This window comes from Campylobacter concisus (assembly GCF_003048875.2).
GTDB classification, from domain to species: domain Bacteria; phylum Campylobacterota; class Campylobacteria; order Campylobacterales; family Campylobacteraceae; genus Campylobacter_A; species Campylobacter_A concisus_AU.
The window spans coordinates 194,572-212,483 of the sequence record NZ_CP049264.1; the positions used below are offsets into that span (position 1 = coordinate 194,572).

At 32.9% G+C, this 17,912-nt stretch carries 13 protein-coding genes and 6 tRNA genes; 18 read left to right on the forward strand and 1 reads right to left on the reverse strand.

Features of this window, described 5'->3' with window-relative positions; genetic code table 11:
- Positions 1 to 6: 6 nt before the first annotated feature.
- From CVT07_RS01000 to CVT07_RS01030, 7 genes are all read left to right on the forward strand, one after another.
- Positions 7 to 735 carry a HEAT repeat domain-containing protein gene (locus CVT07_RS01000; RefSeq protein WP_107937466.1) on the forward strand — a complete coding sequence of 243 codons (729 nt, stop codon included), beginning with the start codon at positions 7 to 9 and terminating at the stop codon, positions 733 to 735.
- Between the two features lie 237 nt (positions 736 to 972).
- Positions 973 to 1,048: transfer RNA gene (locus tag CVT07_RS01005), tRNA-Lys, on the forward strand.
- A 14-nt stretch (positions 1,049 to 1,062) separates the two neighbouring features.
- Positions 1,063 to 1,138: transfer RNA gene (locus tag CVT07_RS01010), tRNA-Glu, on the forward strand.
- 16 nt (positions 1,139 to 1,154) lie between these two features.
- A tRNA-Val gene (locus tag CVT07_RS01015) sits at positions 1,155 to 1,230 on the forward strand.
- A 12-nt stretch (positions 1,231 to 1,242) separates the two neighbouring features.
- Positions 1,243 to 1,319, forward strand: a tRNA-Asp gene (locus CVT07_RS01020).
- A 121-nt stretch (positions 1,320 to 1,440) separates the two neighbouring features.
- Positions 1,441 to 1,516 (forward strand) — tRNA-Lys (locus CVT07_RS01025).
- 6 nt (positions 1,517 to 1,522) lie between these two features.
- A tRNA-Glu gene (locus CVT07_RS01030) sits at positions 1,523 to 1,597 on the forward strand.
- A gap of 592 nt (positions 1,598 to 2,189) precedes the next feature.
- Here the strand turns inward: CVT07_RS01030 and CVT07_RS01035 are convergent.
- Positions 2,190 to 2,942, reverse strand: a complete 753-nt coding sequence (locus tag CVT07_RS01035) for a DUF4198 domain-containing protein (protein ID WP_107935517.1) — start codon at positions 2,940 to 2,942, stop codon at positions 2,190 to 2,192.
- Between the two features lie 444 nt (positions 2,943 to 3,386).
- Here CVT07_RS01035 and CVT07_RS01040 point away from each other — a divergent pair, with 444 nt between their 5' ends.
- The 11 genes from CVT07_RS01040 to CVT07_RS01090 all read left to right on the forward strand — a co-directional run bounded on the left by CVT07_RS01040 (position 3,387) and on the right by CVT07_RS01090 (position 17,858).
- Positions 3,387 to 5,159 carry a ShlB/FhaC/HecB family hemolysin secretion/activation protein gene (locus CVT07_RS01040; RefSeq protein WP_107935519.1) on the forward strand — a complete coding sequence of 591 codons (1,773 nt, stop codon included), beginning with the start codon at positions 3,387 to 3,389 and terminating at the stop codon, positions 5,157 to 5,159.
- 9 nt (positions 5,160 to 5,168) lie between these two features.
- Complete coding sequence (locus CVT07_RS01045) at positions 5,169 to 11,567, forward strand: hemagglutinin repeat-containing protein (RefSeq protein WP_107935521.1); 6,399 nt, start codon at positions 5,169 to 5,171, stop codon at positions 11,565 to 11,567.
- Entirely contained in the window at positions 11,546 to 12,421 is an 876-nt protein-coding gene (locus CVT07_RS01050) for a hypothetical protein (RefSeq protein WP_159071290.1), read from the forward strand. Before CVT07_RS01045 ends, CVT07_RS01050 begins: the two co-directional genes overlap by 22 nt.
- A gap of 1 nt (position 12,422) precedes the next feature.
- On the forward strand, positions 12,423 to 13,241 hold the full coding sequence (locus CVT07_RS01055) for a hypothetical protein (RefSeq protein WP_107935525.1): 819 nt from the start codon (positions 12,423 to 12,425) through the stop codon (positions 13,239 to 13,241).
- 16 nt (positions 13,242 to 13,257) lie between these two features.
- A complete protein-coding gene (locus tag CVT07_RS01060) occupies positions 13,258 to 13,626 on the forward strand; it encodes a hypothetical protein (protein ID WP_107935527.1) in 369 nt (122 codons plus the stop codon).
- A 200-nt stretch (positions 13,627 to 13,826) separates the two neighbouring features.
- A complete protein-coding gene (locus tag CVT07_RS01065) occupies positions 13,827 to 14,291 on the forward strand; it encodes a hypothetical protein (RefSeq protein WP_196375743.1) in 465 nt (154 codons plus the stop codon).
- Positions 14,292 to 14,639: 348 nt separating this feature from the next.
- Complete coding sequence (locus tag CVT07_RS01070) at positions 14,640 to 14,900, forward strand: hypothetical protein (RefSeq protein ID WP_196375744.1); 261 nt, start codon at positions 14,640 to 14,642, stop codon at positions 14,898 to 14,900.
- Positions 14,901 to 14,991: 91 nt separating this feature from the next.
- Positions 14,992 to 15,786: a hypothetical protein gene (locus tag CVT07_RS01075; protein WP_107935533.1), complete on the forward strand. Its 795-nt coding sequence runs from the start codon at positions 14,992 to 14,994 to the stop codon at positions 15,784 to 15,786.
- 448 nt (positions 15,787 to 16,234) lie between these two features.
- Entirely contained in the window at positions 16,235 to 16,537 is a 303-nt protein-coding gene (locus CVT07_RS01080) for a hypothetical protein (RefSeq protein ID WP_107935537.1), read from the forward strand.
- 281 nt (positions 16,538 to 16,818) lie between these two features.
- Positions 16,819 to 17,046, forward strand: a complete 228-nt coding sequence (locus CVT07_RS01085; RefSeq protein ID WP_107935539.1) for a hypothetical protein — start codon at positions 16,819 to 16,821, stop codon at positions 17,044 to 17,046.
- A 374-nt stretch (positions 17,047 to 17,420) separates the two neighbouring features.
- On the forward strand, positions 17,421 to 17,858 hold the full coding sequence (locus CVT07_RS01090) for a hypothetical protein (RefSeq protein ID WP_107935541.1): 438 nt from the start codon (positions 17,421 to 17,423) through the stop codon (positions 17,856 to 17,858).
- The last annotated feature ends 54 nt before the right edge of the window (positions 17,859 to 17,912 follow it).

A 17,912-nucleotide genomic window follows, 5' to 3' on the forward strand; every position in this document is an offset into this window, starting at 1 on the left:
AATTTAGTGCTAAATTTAAACGATCTTGAAAAAGAGTATCTAGAGCTTAAAAAAGAGAATTTTCAGGACGGCAAAAGGATCAAATTTATCGCAAATTTAGGCGCAAGTGACGAGATAGCATATCACTATGAGCTCATTTGCAAAGAGTGGCAAGAGGGCAGGCAACTAAATTTAGAAAGCAGTTTTGATAGGCATGGAGGCGCTGGGCTGGAGTTTTTGTTTGAGCGCTTAGCCAAAAAGAGCGATCAAAAACTAAAAATAGAAACCATCTATCTTATAGCGCAAATCCTTTCTAAGTCCAAGCATAGGGACTTTTATACCGCGTTTTGTGACCGCCTTATCCCTCAAATAACTTCTTTTTTGGAGACAAATGATGTCTTACGCCGCAAGCTTATAATAGCGCTTGGCTGGGTTGGCACGTTAGAGCAAATAGAAATTTTGATAAGTGAGATGCTAGAAAGTAAGGATAGCCTTTGCAGGGCATGGGCGGCAGCTAGCCTTATGCAGATGTCGTTTCATAGGGCCAGCCAAGATATCTTGCGAGACAAAACAAAAGCCGCATTTTTGCAAGGCATCTCTAGCGAAAAAGAGCCATACGCCTGCGCAGTTATGATAGAAGCGGCTCAAATTTTGTTTGGTAAAAAGTGGATATCTTCTAGCGCAGCTCAAAATCAAGACTCTGAAAAGATAGAAAAAGCTAGAAAAACAGCTGTAAGATTTTTAGGCAGGGATTAAATTTGCCACTAAGCGGATTAGGTGCTTGATTGTGTTTTGCTTGTTGGATCATAAAGTAAAAATGGTTTAAATTTATAAGAAATTTTGGCTTTAAATTGAGAAGATTTAAAAATAAAATTTTATATTTTTCGCTTAGAAATAGCGGACAAAATAGCTTTAATTTGATTTAAAATTTAATTTTTTCTTGACATATAATAATGTTTTTTGTATAATCTCAATTCTTTTTTAAATAATCATGTCTTGCTAGCTCAGTCGGTAGAGCATCTCACTTTTAATGAGGGGGCCGTTGGTTCGAATCCAACGCAGGACACCATTTTTTGGGTTTATGACCCTTTCGTCTAGTGGCTCAGGACTCTACTTTCTCTGTGTAGAAACAGAGGTTCAAATCCTCTAAGGGTCGCCAGATATTTTAAATTTTAGGTCGCTTAGCTCAGTTGGTAGAGCGCCACCCTTACAAGGTGGATGTCATAAGTTCGAGTCTTATAGCGACCACCATTACTTTTAGGTGCAGCGGTAGTTCAGTTGGTTAGAATGCCGCCCTGTCACGGCGGAGGTCGCGGGTTCGAGCCCCGTCCGCTGCGCCATCTATTAAACCTTAGGTTAAGGTTGCGTCTCATAAAGCACCCATTATTGAGTGTCAAATTAAATTTTAAGATTATAAGTTCTAAGATAACACTTTACGATTTGTTATTGATACTTAATCTTGCCTCGTTAGCTCAGTTGGTAGAGCATATCACTCTTAATGATGGGGTCGTAGGTTCGAGACCTACACGGGGCACCATCTTTTGGCCCATTCGTCTAGCGGTTAGGACACCAGCCTCTCACGTTGGTAACACGAGTTCGAGTCTCGTATGGGTCACCATTTTTCTTCTAAATTTAACTCAAATTTTGAAAAATTTAGTGCTAGTGCGATAAATTTGACTAAAAAATGTTTAAAATTTCTTTCTATTTTATGAAAGGTAATTTTGTGTTAAAAACTACCAGAGTTGCACATATAGAAAGCAATGGGGCACTCGTTTTTTCACAGTAAAATGAATTGTGTATTGTTATCATTAAATTTTTACATCTATGGATTATGATACTTTCTTGATTGCTTGTTAATGTGTGAAGTAGTTTTGGTATTTAGGTAGCAGAAATTATATTGAAATACTGTATTCAAAATCTCAAAATTCTTTGCCGAAGCTCTAAAAACTTGTTTTAATAACGAGGTGCTTGAGTTTTGTAAAAGGTTTTAGGCGAAAACGGATCAACAATTTATAAAAGTTTAGAGATTATAAATAATGATGAAATCATGACTGCTGAGTTATTAAATCTTTTAGAAATACATAAATTTTAAAATTTAGCCGCAACATAAATTTGATAAATTTGCTGATTTTTATCTTGATAAATTTGACTTATAAGGTAAAAGAGTAGGGCGCATTTGACTACGCCCTTTGATAAATTTTAAATTTAATCTATTTTAGCTCAAATGCAAGTGTTGCTGCGATCGTCTCATCATCGCAAATTTTTGAGTCAGCAAATGGCATTTTATGCACTGTTTGTAGTAGCCATTTTCCAGGTTTAAGCGCAAGCACTTCTATCGTACCATCTGGCTCAGTTTTGCCGTGAAATGCGCTTTTTTCTTTTAAAAATCCATCAAATGTTCCATCAAGTGTAGCATTTTCTAAAGGTTTGCCCTCAAATAGAATTTTTACTTTAAACGGCACGCCCACTTTGAAATTTGCTGGATTGTCAAGTGGGACTATCTCTAAGCGCTGCTGTGAAGGCTTTGTTACAGAGTCGTCCTTAGCTTTTTTATTTATTACACCTTTTGCGCTCATGCTCGCTTTTTTGCAGTATTTGGCGTCCTTGATGTCCTCTTTGGTTTTGCCCATGTGCCATGTGCCATCGCTTGCTTTTGTCCAAAACGTAGGCTTATACTCGCCAGCTATAAGGTATGAGCCGTCTTCTAGTTTGGCTCTTTCGTAGTGGTAGTTTTCGCCACTTTGTTTTAGGCTCAGTTTCTCGCCATTTTTATTTATAACGTATGGGGCTTCAAATAGGGCGATCCTATTATCTGGTATCTTTTCAACAGTTGGGAAGTCGTCTGCGTAGCCGATATCAACGCTAGTTACGTTCTTGCTGCTTCCAAAAAGCCAAAATTCGTGAGCTAAAGAGTGGCTGCTAAATGCTGCCAAAGCCAAAAGTGCAAATAAATGCTTATTCATTACCTATCCTTTCAGATTAAAATGTCTATTTTTCTTTTTCTAATATATGTCACAAAAATATTGTTAAATTTTTATAGATCTAAATTTTACTAATTTTTAGAAAATTTAGTAATCAAAACCAAATTTACTTTATCAAATTTATAAAAATAGCATGACTATAAAAATAGTTTAATCACTGAAATTACGAAATAAAATTAGTAGTGCAATTATATCAAAATAATAATCATTGTCAATATAAAATTAAATTTTACATACAAGAGAATAAACCAAATTAAATTTGCCTTTGCCATTTAGATAGCTAAAAAGTTTCATTTTTGAAATATTTTGTATAAAAATTCTTTTTTCTCATTATATTTTAATATTAGATTAAGATTATATCCTTTATAATGTCACTAAATTATTTTAGAAAATATAACTTTATAGTTATTTCCAAGGAAGGTTAAGATGAGAACTCTCTTATCTTTAAGCATGGTGTGTGCTGCGCTACTTGCTAATGAGACTAATCTAAAAAACGAGTTAAACAACGAAGAGATTAGGGCGAATATGGCAAGCTCTTTTAACGAAAGCTCCAACATAAATTTGCTTAACGAAAAACCAACTTCAGAAGGTAAGCTAAATTTAAACGAAACTCCATGCTTTAAAATAGATAAAATTTCACTTCTTAGTGAGAACGAAGTAGCTAGCTTTAGCGCTAGTAGTGGTGGCGATGAGGCTATAATAAGAGAAGCTTATAACAAAAACTACTCTAAATTTAACTCTATTTTAGAGGCTAGCTTAAATAAGCTTGATTTTAAATCAGGCAGCTGTCTTGGTAAAAACTCTATCAACCTAATCATAAACTCTTTTAACAACGAGATAATAAAAAGTGGCTATATCACTTCAAGTGCGAGCCTTGTTACAAAGAGCCTAAAAGATGCCAAGCTAGAGTTTGTGATAAATCTTGGCTTAATAGATGATATAAGCATAAATGAAACTGACAGCCAAAGAAATAGAGCGAGCTTATTTAGCGCATTTGGTGAGTACTCTCATAAAAATAAAGTGGCAAATATAAGAGATATCGAGCAGGCTCTTGAGTCACTGCAAAACGTCTCGAAAAATGACGTTAGCATTAAATTCTTGCCTTCAAATAGGGCTGGCTTTTCAAACATAGTGATCACTAGAGTTGATAGCTTTCCACTAAAGGCTGCTATTAGCATTGATAACCTTGGCTCAAAACAAAGTGGCAAATATCAAGGAATGCTAAATTTAAGCACGCTAAATTTGCTTGGATTTAACGAAATTTTTAGCTTCTCACGCGGAAAAGATATATTTAAAAAGTATGAGGTTACAAATAAATTTAATGGCGCCACTGATCACGGGGCTTCAAATAACTACTATTACGGCTTTAGTATCCCATTTGGCTACTTCATGCTTGAATACGAAAAGAGCAAATATGACTACGCCCAGATCATAAACGCAGCCTATAACCTCTACACATATAAAGGTAGAAGCGAGAGCGACTCACTAAGCCTTGCTTATACATTTTATAGGGACTCAAATTTTAAAAATAGCGCTTATGTAAAACTATTTAAGAGAAAAAATAAAAACTACCTAGAGGACTACGAGCTAGATAACCAAGCTAGAAGAAATGCTGGATATGAGGTAGGCGTAAAATCAAGCTGGAATTCTTACAACCAAGCTTTTAGCGCCAAGCTAGCTTACAAAAAGGGCACTGGTATATTTAGATCACAGCCTGATCCTTTGGAGGATAGCGGCGAGGCTACATCTAGGTTTGCTCTAATAAATTTAAACCTAAACTACAAATATAAATTTGAACTTCCACTAAGCTATGATCTAAATATCAACGCAAGATATGGTCTAAATAAACTAAGCTTGCAGGATAAATTTAGCATCGGTGGATATCACAGTGTTAGGGGCTTTGACGGGGAGAGTTCGCTTGTTGGAAACCACGGAGTAAGCGTAAGAAATACCCTCTCATATAACTACTATAAGAGCAACTCTGTCTATGCAGGGCTTGACGCTGGCATGGTAAGAGCAGCGAGCAGTGGCATAAAGGATAAAAACACCCTTGCTGGATACGCCATAGGTCTAAGAGGCAGCATGAAAGCCTACAACAACCTAAGCTACGACATATCTGTCTCAAAACCTCTTTATAAGCCAAAGAGTTTCGAAACTAAATCAACAAATGTAAATTTCATCATAAGCTACGAATTTTAAGGATAAAATATGCTAAAGAACAACCAAATTTCAAATTCACAAAAACCTAGCCTTTTAACCATAGGCTTAAATTTCTACGTAAGTCTCTCTTTGCTACTTGGCACTATGCCCGCCCTTGCAAATGAGCCAAGTATCATAGCTGACCCAGGCGCTAGCAACCGCCCTGATATATTAAAAGCTCCTAATGAGACGCTAATCATAAACATCACAAACCCTGATAGTAAGGGCGTATCTATAAATGAATATAGCAGGTTTAATACCCCAACCACTGGCACTATCCTTAATAACTCTAATAAAAATATAGACACAAAGATAGCTGGTCAGATAGATGCAAACTATAGGCTAAATAAAGAGGCAAGCCTTATTATTAACAAAGTAAATTCGGCTGAGAAATCATCTCTAAAAGGAAATTTAGAGGTTGCAGGTAGCAGAGCTGATGTGGTCATAGCAAACCCAAATGGCATAAGCGTAGATGGTCTAAATATGATCAACTCATCCTCACTCACACTAACAACAGGCAATATCAATAAACTAAGTCCTAAAGAGATAGAGCTAATATCTAATAACTCTATCGACATCGTAGGGGACGGCCTAAATGATAAGAGCAGTGACTATACTAATGTGATCTCAAATGCTGTAAATTTAAACTCAAATATCCACGCAAATGAGCTAAACATCATCGGTGAAAAGGCGGTTACTTCAAGTAAAGATAGACTTTACAACGACGTAAAAGCTAAAAACCAAGAAAACAGCTTTAGCCTAGATAGTAGCGCGCTTGGCGGCATGTATGCTAATAAGATAAAGCTAGTTGGCACAAGTAATGGTGTAGGTGTAAATAATAATGGCCTAGTAATAGCAAATAACAACATAGAGATAAGCCTTGATGGCGACATAGTTAATGCTGGTGCTATCGCTTCTAACAAAGAGGCTAAGATAGAGGCAAAGACTATAACAAACAAAGATGAAGCGCTAATAGCAGCCAAAGAGAACCTTAACATAAAAGCAGAGACTTTGGTAAATACTTCAAGCCAAATTTATGCTAAAGATATAAATGTAGAGGCTAAAAAGCTGGTAAATAACTCAAGCTCGCAGGCTAGGGTGGAGAAAAGCTCATTTGCTAAAAATTTAGCTCTAAAGCAAAGTGGCGAGAATAGATTTAAACTTGAAGAGGTAAATTTAAAAGAGATAAAAGCAAAGATAGAGGCTAAATTTAAAAAACTAGGCAAAGAGCTAAGCGAGCAGGAGCTAAATGCTGAAATTTTAAAAGAGGCTATAAGTAAAGATAGCACCCTTTATGCGCTAAATTTACACAAAGACTCATATCTATATGGCACATCGACAAAGGTATTTGCTAATCTAAGACTAGACATTGACAAAAACGAAGTAGTACTTGATACTAGCAAAGCAAAAGACCGCGAGGTGCTAAAGAGAATTTACTACTCTATAAACAAAGAAATTTTAAACGAAGAAGATAAAGCCAATTTCATCCCAGGTAGCATAGTAGCAAGCAATGATATAAATTTAAAAACAGATGAGCTACTAAATGATAAGAGCTTTATCTACGCAGGCAACGACCTCGTGCTTGATAGCAAAGATATAACAAATGTAGCGTTAAATTTAAGAAGAGATGTTAGCAGCTTTAACGAATTTAAGTGGAAAAAGCAAGAGTGGAAAGGTAAAAGAGGAAAAGTTTTTGGTAAAAAAAGATGGGTAACTAAAGGCGGCAAAGGTGCTGTATTTAACTTCTCATATACAGATGTTGGCCTTCCAGCAGTCTTTGCAGCTGGTAATAACATAGTAGGAAGCACACAGGATTTTTCAAGCTACGCACTAAATGACGATATAAAGCTAGCAAATGTTGATCTGGATAAATTCTCTGAGCCAATATTTAATAGCCCAATCATCAAAAACCTAAATAGAAGGGTGAAAAACCAAGGGTATTACTACAGCCTTGATAGTATAAGCTCAGCCTACATAGCAAATATCCTTGATGGCTTATATGAAGCAAGAAACGAGAGTATAAGTAAATTTAAAAATGAGGCAAAAGATAAAAACGTAAAAGCTTCAGCTCTGGTTATGGCTAATAACATAGAGCTAGACGCCAAAGGCAACATAAGTCTAGCTGGCAGCGTAGTGGCTGATAATATCAATCTAAACTCACAAAATTTAAACTTAAATCACCTAGAGCTAAACTCTAAAGATCTAAATTTAAAAGCGAACGCAGCAAATATCAACTCAAGTGAAATTTCAGCCAAAAATATAAATGTAAATGCAAATAATATAAGCTTAGACAAAGAGTCATCTCAGTTTAGCAAGGCTTCAAATCTAAAAGCAGACGAGAGCCTAAGCCTAAACGCTAAAGAAAATTTAAACATCGCTGGCGGAGGCTTAGAGGCTGATAAGATAAATTTAAGCGCAGATAATATTAATATAAACGCCAAAGAGTTTGCCTATAGCCATAGCGCAAAAGAAAAAGGCGTAGAATTTAAACAAAGCATCCAAACACTAAATAGCGCAAACCTAGACGCAAAAGATATAAATTTAAACTCTAAGTCAAACACGCAGATAAGCTCAAGCAACTTAAGAGCCACTAACAAGCTAAACATAGAAGCTGGAAATGATATATATGTAGTAGGTGCTAATACAAACGAGAGCACGGAGACTAAAGAGAAGTCAAAGGGCTTTTTCTCTAAAAAAGAGTCACAGCTAATGGCTATAAATCAAAAGGTCATCAGCTCAAATTTAAACGCAGGTGATATCAGTCTAAAGGCTGGTGGCAATGCAATAGTAACTGGCTCAAATTTAAGTGCTAAAAATGATATAAACATAGATGCAAATAATATAGGCTTAGCCCCAACAGCTTATAAAAATGATGAGGCAAGATCTAGTTCTAAGAAGTCATTTGGTGGATTAAAATCTACCCTTGATATGCACTCTCTTGATAAGACAAACTTACAAGGCTCATCTTTAAGCACTAGTCAAGGAGATATAAATTTAAATGCAAACAACGACATCTCTATAATATCTTCAGATATTAAAGGTGGTAGAAATGTAAATTTAAATGCTGGTAATAACTTGTCTATATTAGCAGCTAAAGAGCAAATAAAAGAAAAAAGCGTTCATAAGAGCTCAAACATTAATATAATCTCATTATTGACATACCCAGGCATGCTGGTAGCTTCTGCAATAGATCCTATTGGGACTGGTTCAAATACCTACTTGTTTGAGCAAATGTTTGGAGATACTCTGACTCAAATTTATCGCTCTACATATAACGAAAAGGGAAGTCTTGATGCGCTAGCGAAGCTTTCAAATATATCTGCAGCCAAAGAGCTCAATCTAAAAGCAAATGAAGCTACTATAACTGCAAATTTGTCAAGTAAAGATGATACTAATATAAAGGCAAATTCTATTGAGATATCAAATGCCGAAAACGAGCATAGTAGCTATGAGATATCTAAGAGCAAGGGTATAAATCTACCAAGCACCAAAGATCTTGCAAATGATCAAAAACCAAAACCTATAAAAGAATTTAAGTACGATACTAGCACTAAGACAAGAGTAGCAGACGCAGAGTATGAAAAATCTACCACCGATGTAGCATCAACTAAAGCTATATCGTCAAACCTTGTTTCAGATAAAAATATAAATTTAAATGCAAACGAAGAGATAGGTATCACTGGATCAAATTTGATCGCTAAAGAAGATATAAATCTAATAAGTAAAAATGCAAATATCGATATATTAAATAGCACTGACACTACTGATATATCTAAAACACTAAAACAAGCAAAAGCAGCTCTTTCTATCACTGCCCAAAACGAATACGTAGAGGTGGCTCCAGCTAGTCTTGCTTTGATAGAAGCTATAAAGCAGCTTAAAAAGGTAAAAAAAGAGTATGATAGCTATAAACACACTAGAGATGATCTAAAAGATAAACTACATGAGCTAAAACAAGCTTATAAAAGTAAAACTCCTGGCATAGATGGCTCAGATATAGAAGATCTATCAGATATCCTTGAAAATGTTAATGACGAAGAGAGATACTATAAGGCAAATATAGCTTTAGCTATGGCAAACGTAGAGGCTAAGAGCTTAGCTCTAGTAGCTCAAGTAGCAGCAGCTGCAAAGGCAGCATCTAACTGGTATACATTTGGCTTTAGTGTAGGAGTAGCAGCTAGTGTAAATGGTCACAAATCAAAATCAAACTCAAATGAAGTTATCTCTAATCCATCAAATTTAAGCGCAAATAACATCAAGATACAAACTCCAAATGATACAACTATCACTGGTTCAAATTTAAGTGCCAATAATCTAATAGATATAAACACAAACAACTTAAATATAAACTCTAGCAAAAACACCTATACATCAGAAAGTAAAGACAAAAGCATAGGTGGAACCATGAGATATACTATGTATGGTGGTGGCGGCGGAAGTGCTGGCCTAAACTACTCTACTAGTAGTAGTGACACAGAGAGCCTAAAAAACAACAACTCTCATCTTTACTCAGCTAAAGATATAAATATAAACACAGCCAATGACGCAACTATCAAGGGAGCAAATTTAAGAGCTGATGAGAGATTAAATTTAAAAGTAGGAAATAACCTAAGCTTAGAGAGCGTAAGAGACAAATACGCATATAACGAAAGAGGATATAGTGTAGGTGTCGGCATAGGATTTAGTAGTGATAAATCACCAAACTCAAGCTTTGCTAATCCATCTAGCACAAAAGCAACTAGCACCAATGCAAATTTCTCTAGATCAAGCTCAAATACAATAACCAAACAAACCGTACTCTCATCTATAACAGCAAATGAGCTAAACGTAGAGGTAGGTAAAAACACTCATCTAAAAGGATCACTACTAGCAGCAGGAGAGTATGATAAAGATAATACCTTTATAGATAACCACAACCTAAATTTAAAAACAAATACCCTAAGCTATGAGAACCTATCAAATACAAGCTATGCTAAAGGAACAGACTTTAGCATAGGAGCTAACTATATCCTAGAAGATAAAAACAATAAAGATAGCAGATCAAATAACAATCAAGAAGATAAATTTACAGGTCTTAAATCAATAGATCTATCTAACCATAGAAATTTAAGCTACAGCTTATCTAAAAACCTAGCAACTCTAGGTAGTGGCAACATAGAGATAGCTGATAAAGAGAACTCTGATGATCTAACAAGACTAAATAGAGATACTACTAAACTAACAAAAGATCTAGTAAATACTAGCATAAGCTCAAATGTGGATGGTAGTATGGATTTAAGGGTGCTAACAAAGAGTGGGCAAAAGGATATAGCTAAAGAGATAGTAGATGCTAACTATGGATTAAAAAAACTATCAGAGCAAATGCCAGACGAAAATAGCAAGAATAAAATAGTATCAATTATGGGAAAACTTCTTGTGTATGGAAGTATGGTTGCTTTGGATATAATACCAACCAGTTATAATAATGGAGGTTTATTTGGGCAGCTTGTTGGTTCTTTCGGTGGAAAAGAGATTGCAAGTGACCTTATTTCTGTTTTTAGTAAAAACTCAGAAAAATATGAACTATATAAAGATAAAATGGTTAAGCTTGAGGATAGTAAATACTTCAAGACCATTAGCCCAGAAAAGCGAGAGGAATTAAAAAAGCTTTCGTATTTTAAAGACCTTTATGTCTCTAAAGAACCTTTAGGAATAGATGTGGATACCATAACACATCAAAATTTTGGAAATGGTATCTTGAATACGCCAATGGAGGCTATTATGAACGGACTTGAGCAAACTGGTCAGATTAAAAAGGATGGTACAAGGCTTGCTGGAAATACCATTGAATTAACGATAAAATATAATCCAACGCGTGGATTTTTCTCTGATTTGCTTGAAGCAGCGCAGGATAAATTTAGTATAGGTACAAGTGACATGGCGAAGCAAGTTGGTAGTTTTATATCGGATGTAACAAAAGCTGCTGAAGAAAAAAGAAAAAAAGATAATAGAGTTTTTGCTGTAAATTTTGCAGCACATTCTCAGTTAAATACATTAGTCTATAATGGTGTTAAATGGGGCATAGACAATGAACTTTATAGGCATTTAGATGGAGTTAAAAGTTCAATGAAAAAAGGTAAAGGCAATCCATATACTGTTTCTTCTTTTGGATCTCCAGTAGATGTAGAAAAAATGAGAGATGTATTAGAAGCGGCTAAAATTGATATAGCGGGAACATTTTCCAACAAAGACGATTTTGTAGCAGAAGGTCTTGGTGGAAATAAAGATGTGAATAAAAAAGCAGATATGACAGATCGTATAAATGTGTTAAATATTCCTAAATTATTTATGGATGGCTCACCACACAGTTCTTATGTGTGTCAAGATTATGAAAAAGATGGTGCTATATGTGGTGTAAATTTCCAGTAGTAAAGCTTATTGTTATAACTTTTATTGTGCTCTTTTCCGGTTGTCATGATATTCCAGATATAACTACAAAGCACCTTAAGCCAGGTATTATGCTTTCATCTTTTCAAAATGAAAGCTTTACCTATGTGCTTCCAAGTAGTTTTACTGATATTGATTGGTATTATTTTCTAGATGAAAAAAATGGCAGAAATGTTTTTGAACGTAATTTGCCGTCTATGTTTAATGAAAAATTTCAGATCAATACTTACAGATATAAAGAAAGAAATATGTCACGAAGTAAGTTAGAAATTCGCAAAGATAGAGAAGAAAGCATTGATAGGAGTATTTATGATATTTTAATGGGTTGGCAACCTTATGAAAAAGGATTCTTTACATATATTGATGGCATAAAGTGTGAAGCAGATTTTTTGATAAGCTCAATAACTCAAATTGGCTCTGCAAACTATGGCATTGATTGTCTTTATTACGATACTAGTGGTGCTGTATCAACTTTAGTTATTGGAGGCACTTTTAGATTATTTTTTGATCCAGTTAAACATAAAAACTATAAAGCAGAAGATATGGCAATACTATTTAAAAATGATATGAGTGAATTTTTAAAATCGATAAAATTAAAAAATATGGATAGACAAAGAATGAAAAAAGAGGGCTTGCTTTTTGACAGAATATATAACCCTAGGGATGAATTTGATGAAATAATCTATGAGTGGTTTGATCCAAATAAATTTGACTGTACAAAGTACCAAAAAGAATATCAGATCTGCAAAAAATCACATCTTTGGAAAGAGATACGTAAAAATAAAAAATTTTTTGATGAGAAATACTATGAAACAGAAAGAAAGATAAGAGGTTAAGATGCTTAAGTATAAAAAATTCATTATTCTTTTTACGCCTTTTTTCTTTGCTGGTTGTTTTTCAGATGGCAGTCTTCAGGTGAATGAACGAAATGTAATATATAGCTATGATAGAAATTTAAAGGCCTATGCACCAGAAGCAAGAGGAGATAAAGTAAGGCTAGATACTGACGGGCTAAAAAAATTTATAATAAACAAGATAGGACAAAACTTTGAATATAAAATAAGTGTCTATACTGAAGATGCTGATCATAGCAATGTAATAAAAGCAACAAGCAAAGATGAGAGAATGCAAGATAGAATGGAGTATTTAAAATCTCATGGCAAGATCTTTTCTCTTAAATCAAATAGATACATTAAACTAAGTGATGAGTATATATCAAATTTATTATGCCTTGCAAAGACAAATATTAATAGTAGTATCTATGTGAATATTGAATATACTTGCCCCTTTTATAGCAAAAATGGTAAGAAGAAATTTCTAATAGCAAAGACGTCATTATCGGATTATGCAAGAGATAAAACTATAAAAACTAAAGAAGAGTTATATGAGTATAAGATAACTCAGGCTTATAATACCCTTAAACAAGATATTAAAGTAGTAGCTGACTCTCTTTGGATAGATGAGATGGATATTGAAAGAATGAAAAGAGATGGCTTACTACACGAAAATGCCAAATATGGTACTCAAGATGAAAATGCCGTCGAGTGGTTTAATCCGGACTTCTTTGAATGCAAAAGCATGAACGAAAAAAATCAAATTTGTGATGATAGGCTAAAGTTTAAAACTATACGAGATGAATTATCAAAAGAAGAGTAGGTGAAACAAAAATTATATGATAAAAAGAAATTCTGAATATACAGATGACGAAATTGGAATTTTATTAGACTTGGTGCATTTTAAAAACAACATAGATACATTAAAAAATATGTTATCCCAGATTGGTTTTGATAGCGAAACTGAGCTCGTTTCTATGTCAAAAGATGATATAGCAGAAATTTTACAAAGAAGCTTGGATAAAAAGATATCTTTTTTAGAGCTTGAAGAGTGGGCAAATTTAATAGAATGTCGTGAAGATATAGGCTTTGAAGATGAAAAAACACAAGAAATGATCTTTAAACTAGCAAATCCTTATTTGCATGGAAAGTTAGATGAAAAACAGGTGCTAAGCTATCTAAACGAATTAAAGGGAGTAGATGGATAGTAGTGATGCTTGTTTGTCAAAGATGGGATTTGAGATTAAAAAGTGGATCTGTTAAGGCATTGTTGATGAGTTGAAGAGTAGCTGTGATAGCTTTTAAAAGGTAATATGGATAAGGGTATATATTAATTACGTAGAAATATATCATCCTTTTAGTATGTACTATCACGAAATAAAAGGATACATTAAAAATGGGCAAAAAGATGAATAATAGGCTAAAATACATGATTATCCTGGGGTATTTTTTAGTTATATACTCTGGGATTATCATGGTGTATCTTGGCTATTCCTATAAGATTTCTCTACTATTATTTTGTTTGTTTAATTTAATTGTTTTCTTAAAAATATTTTATATTATAAATTTTAGAGATGAGCCACTAAAAATTGTTACAGTTTTTCTTAGCATACTCTTGTTTGCTGTTTTTATGGTTATTTTTGTATTTGCAGAAAGACTGATAATGAATGCAATTTTGTACGGTATGGATGGGTATGGGTATTTGCGCAGACATGGCTATATAGATTGTAGTTGCGCAGATCTATTGCCAGGCGATCATATTTTTTGGGATATTTTATCAACTTTGTATTATCCGATATACATATTTATATTCATCAAACCTTTTGTAGGATATTTAAAAAAGAGCACACAAATATCTAAAAAAACATTATAAAATCAAAATTTATATAGAAATAGTAGAAAGTTAAAACAAGAAAGTAGATAAAAATGAAAAATAATTTGTTAATACTTTTAAAAGTTTGGCTACTACTATTTTTTGTCTATCTTATTTTTAGGATATTTATTTATTTTTTTGGTGAACAAAGGCTGTATATGTTGATTTTGTGCCCTATTTTGTTTAACGGATATTATGTGATAAAAAATGGCATTAAAAGAAGTGACATAACTTTGTATAAAATAAAAAACGATCAAGTAAAAAATAATGGATTTGTAGCATTTGTATGGCTTGTTTTTTGTACTTTTGTATTAGTATTTTGGATAGTTGTCAAGTGAAATAGGTCAAATGATTTTTGTACTAGCATGGAATTTGGTAATATTTGCAGTGATTATCTTTTTTGGTTTTAATGTGGCCTTTAATTTATTTTCTGCTGTTTTTACCGTATATTTGGTGCTTTGCATAGCAAAAAATAAAATTGAAAAAGATGACATCACATTTGAGAGAGTAAAACATGGCGAATTTAAGTACGGTGGAGTTTCTCTTGTTTGGGTGATATTTATTTTGATATCCTGGATAACTTATGATGTTATAGAATTTTTAAAATAATATTTTTTAAATTTGTATTTATATCATACTTTGAGTAATTGCTGCTATTCAAAGGGGATATAATAACGAAGAAATAAAAGGTTATACAAGCTTGCAAACTGGTGCTAGCTATATAAATTTCAAAAACATAACCAATATGAAAGATCTTGTAAAGACCATAATTCATGAAAACCAAAGATCTATGGATATACAAGATCATAGAGATATAAATAAAAATAGAGATGATGATACTAAGTATGCGTCAAATTTCTCAGACTTTGCAACTAGATATTTCTCTCATGCTCTATGGCTAAATGACAGAGGTTTCTCTAAAACACCTTTAACAACAGCTGTAACAACAAGCATGATAAATAACAATAGAGAATTTGCAAAGCTGGATAAGAATTTGGGAGCGAATAGAGTTGAAGCATATTCTAGAGGGGTATTTTTAGGTAAAAACCATATGTTTATAGTAGTTGATGGAAGTAATTATAAAGAAGGAATTACTATTGCTTCTCTTGGTGCTAAAGATTTTATATTTGGTGGTGATACTGAAATCGTAGTAAAAGATATAAACCATATTAGTGAAGAAGAAGATGTGGCAGACACAGATAGAGATCATTACTTGAATAATACATGGGAAGAAAAACAGGTGATTGAAACTCCAAGAGGTATGACAGAAAGAGAATTTGATGAGCGTGTTTTAGAAAATGCAAGAAACTATAACAAAATCTTTGAAGACAATAGATATCCAAATCTTGCTTCAACAATCAGTGAATCTTTTTTTGGAGGTTACAATAACAATGAGGACTCTTTATTAAGAAATTCAAATACATTTGTAGATGATGTAATAGAATTTAGTGGAGGATCTATTATGAATTTTAAAAATGCACCTTTTGCAAAATAGTACAGAATTAAGAAATCTAACAGAACAATTAAATAAAATAGCCCCACATACAATAGATTTTCGTGTATTCATACAGTAGGATAATAAATGGAACTAGTATCTATTTTTTTAATATCAAATTTAGTGCTTTATTTAATGCTATATATAAGTAAGCGATTTATGCTAAATTCCATATATAAATTTCTGAGATTTTTATCTAGAGCATGTATTTTTATAGGTTTTGCCATACTTGTCTATTTTGCTTGCTATATTTTGTATTATCACAACAATCGGTTTGAAATAAGAACTGGAATATTGGTGGCCATGATAGTTGTTCTTTTTATGAATATGATCTGGCCAGCCATTATATTGATAGATTGGCAAAATAACCCTAAGCACTTTTCTGGCTATTATCAACTATTTTTGAATATATTTTTGATAGTTACTGTTTTTTTGATGGGGGATAACATTGGCATTTGATAATATTGGTCTAATTTGTGGATCAGTCGCAAGTTTTATATTTTTGATTTTTTGGCTAAAAGAGTATAAAAACAAGGGACAAAAGTTTATTTTTAGATATTTTTTCGTTTTTCTTGGTGCTATATTTATCATTCTGACAAATTTTTTAAACATTCCTAAAATTTTTGAATATAACCTAGGCAATAAAAATTTGCTCTATATCGCATTTGCTTGTCTATGTGCCCAGCTGGTAGTTGACATTTGCTATGCTATTTTTGTAAAGATAAATAAATTAGTGGATAAATACAAATAATTCTTTTATGAACTTTATCTAGGTGGAATTGAGGGGAAAGAGTAGAAATTTAAAGATAATGTTTATTTTGCTGAAAAAGAAAATACAACGACAGATATGGATAAATCAGAATTTGAAAAAGTAAAAAGTATTAAAGCTTATAAAAAGAAAGACGATGAAACAATATGTGTAAAGGACTTATTATATAAAGACCACTGAAAAGTATATAAAGATAAAAAATCATATGAAAAGGGTAAACGTTCATTTGATGTTTGAGAAGATGGTAGATTTAAGGGTCAAAAATGAAAACAGATAGTATATGTGAGCAATATTCTAAAGAAAAAATAAAAATAAATACTTGGCTAGAAGATGATGTCTTTTTTATAGAAGGAGATACAAAAAGTTTAATGTTTTTATCTGACTTAATTAAAGCACAGGCAATGGAATTGAAAAATGACAATGTGTGCATTGGTCCAAATTTAGCAGGAAATAAATTTTTTTTTCTTAAAAAGCTAAATTTGGAATTTTAATTCACAATACAGATAGTGCAAAATAAAAATATTCTAATAATATCTGAAAAAACAAAAGAAAAGTAGCCTCGATAGTGTAGATAAAACTGGAAAGTCAGTTGTTATTGATAATTAAACTGGTGAATTTTTATGTGGGAGGGGAAGGCTTTAAATATGACTACTAATATTTATGTAAAAATACTAAATGAAGATATACCTGTTTGGCGTCCAGTCAAAGCAGTTTGTTTAAAGGAAATATCTTTAAAATTGTAGATAAGACCGATTTTGAAAAGATTGACGAGATACTAGAATTTGGTTTTAATGATACTGTTGTATGCAAAAATAGCAATGGCAATTTTTATGCTGTAAAACTATATTCATAAAAGGAGTTAGTATTGGAGATTTGGCAATGTGATTTTTACATTTTACCAAGCAACAGCGATGAGGCGGTTTTAAATTTAGAAACATTTGATGATTCTATCTTTTGGCATAAAGTATCAGTTAATAAAGAAATTTTTAATAGTGTTGCTTCTGTTTTACCACAAGTAAAATCATGGTCGGATAGCTTGGACATTTATGGCAGTCTAGAGGATAGCTGCCTGCAGATCTCTTTTGACAACAATGGATTGGTAGATGGGGCATTGCTGCGTATAAATTTCACTAGTGAATATAAAGATATTTTAAAATTTATCATATCGTTCTGTGTCAAAAATGATTTTGAGATACTAACTAGCGATCTTTTCAAACTGCCACTTTTGTATTCACAAATAGATCAATATATTGCTGGTTCTAAACGAAAAGAAAAATTTATGAAGTTACAGAAACCTATTTAATTGATTTTAGTCAGCAAAGAAGGCAAGGTACTAAGAAAATGAAGCTCAAGGATA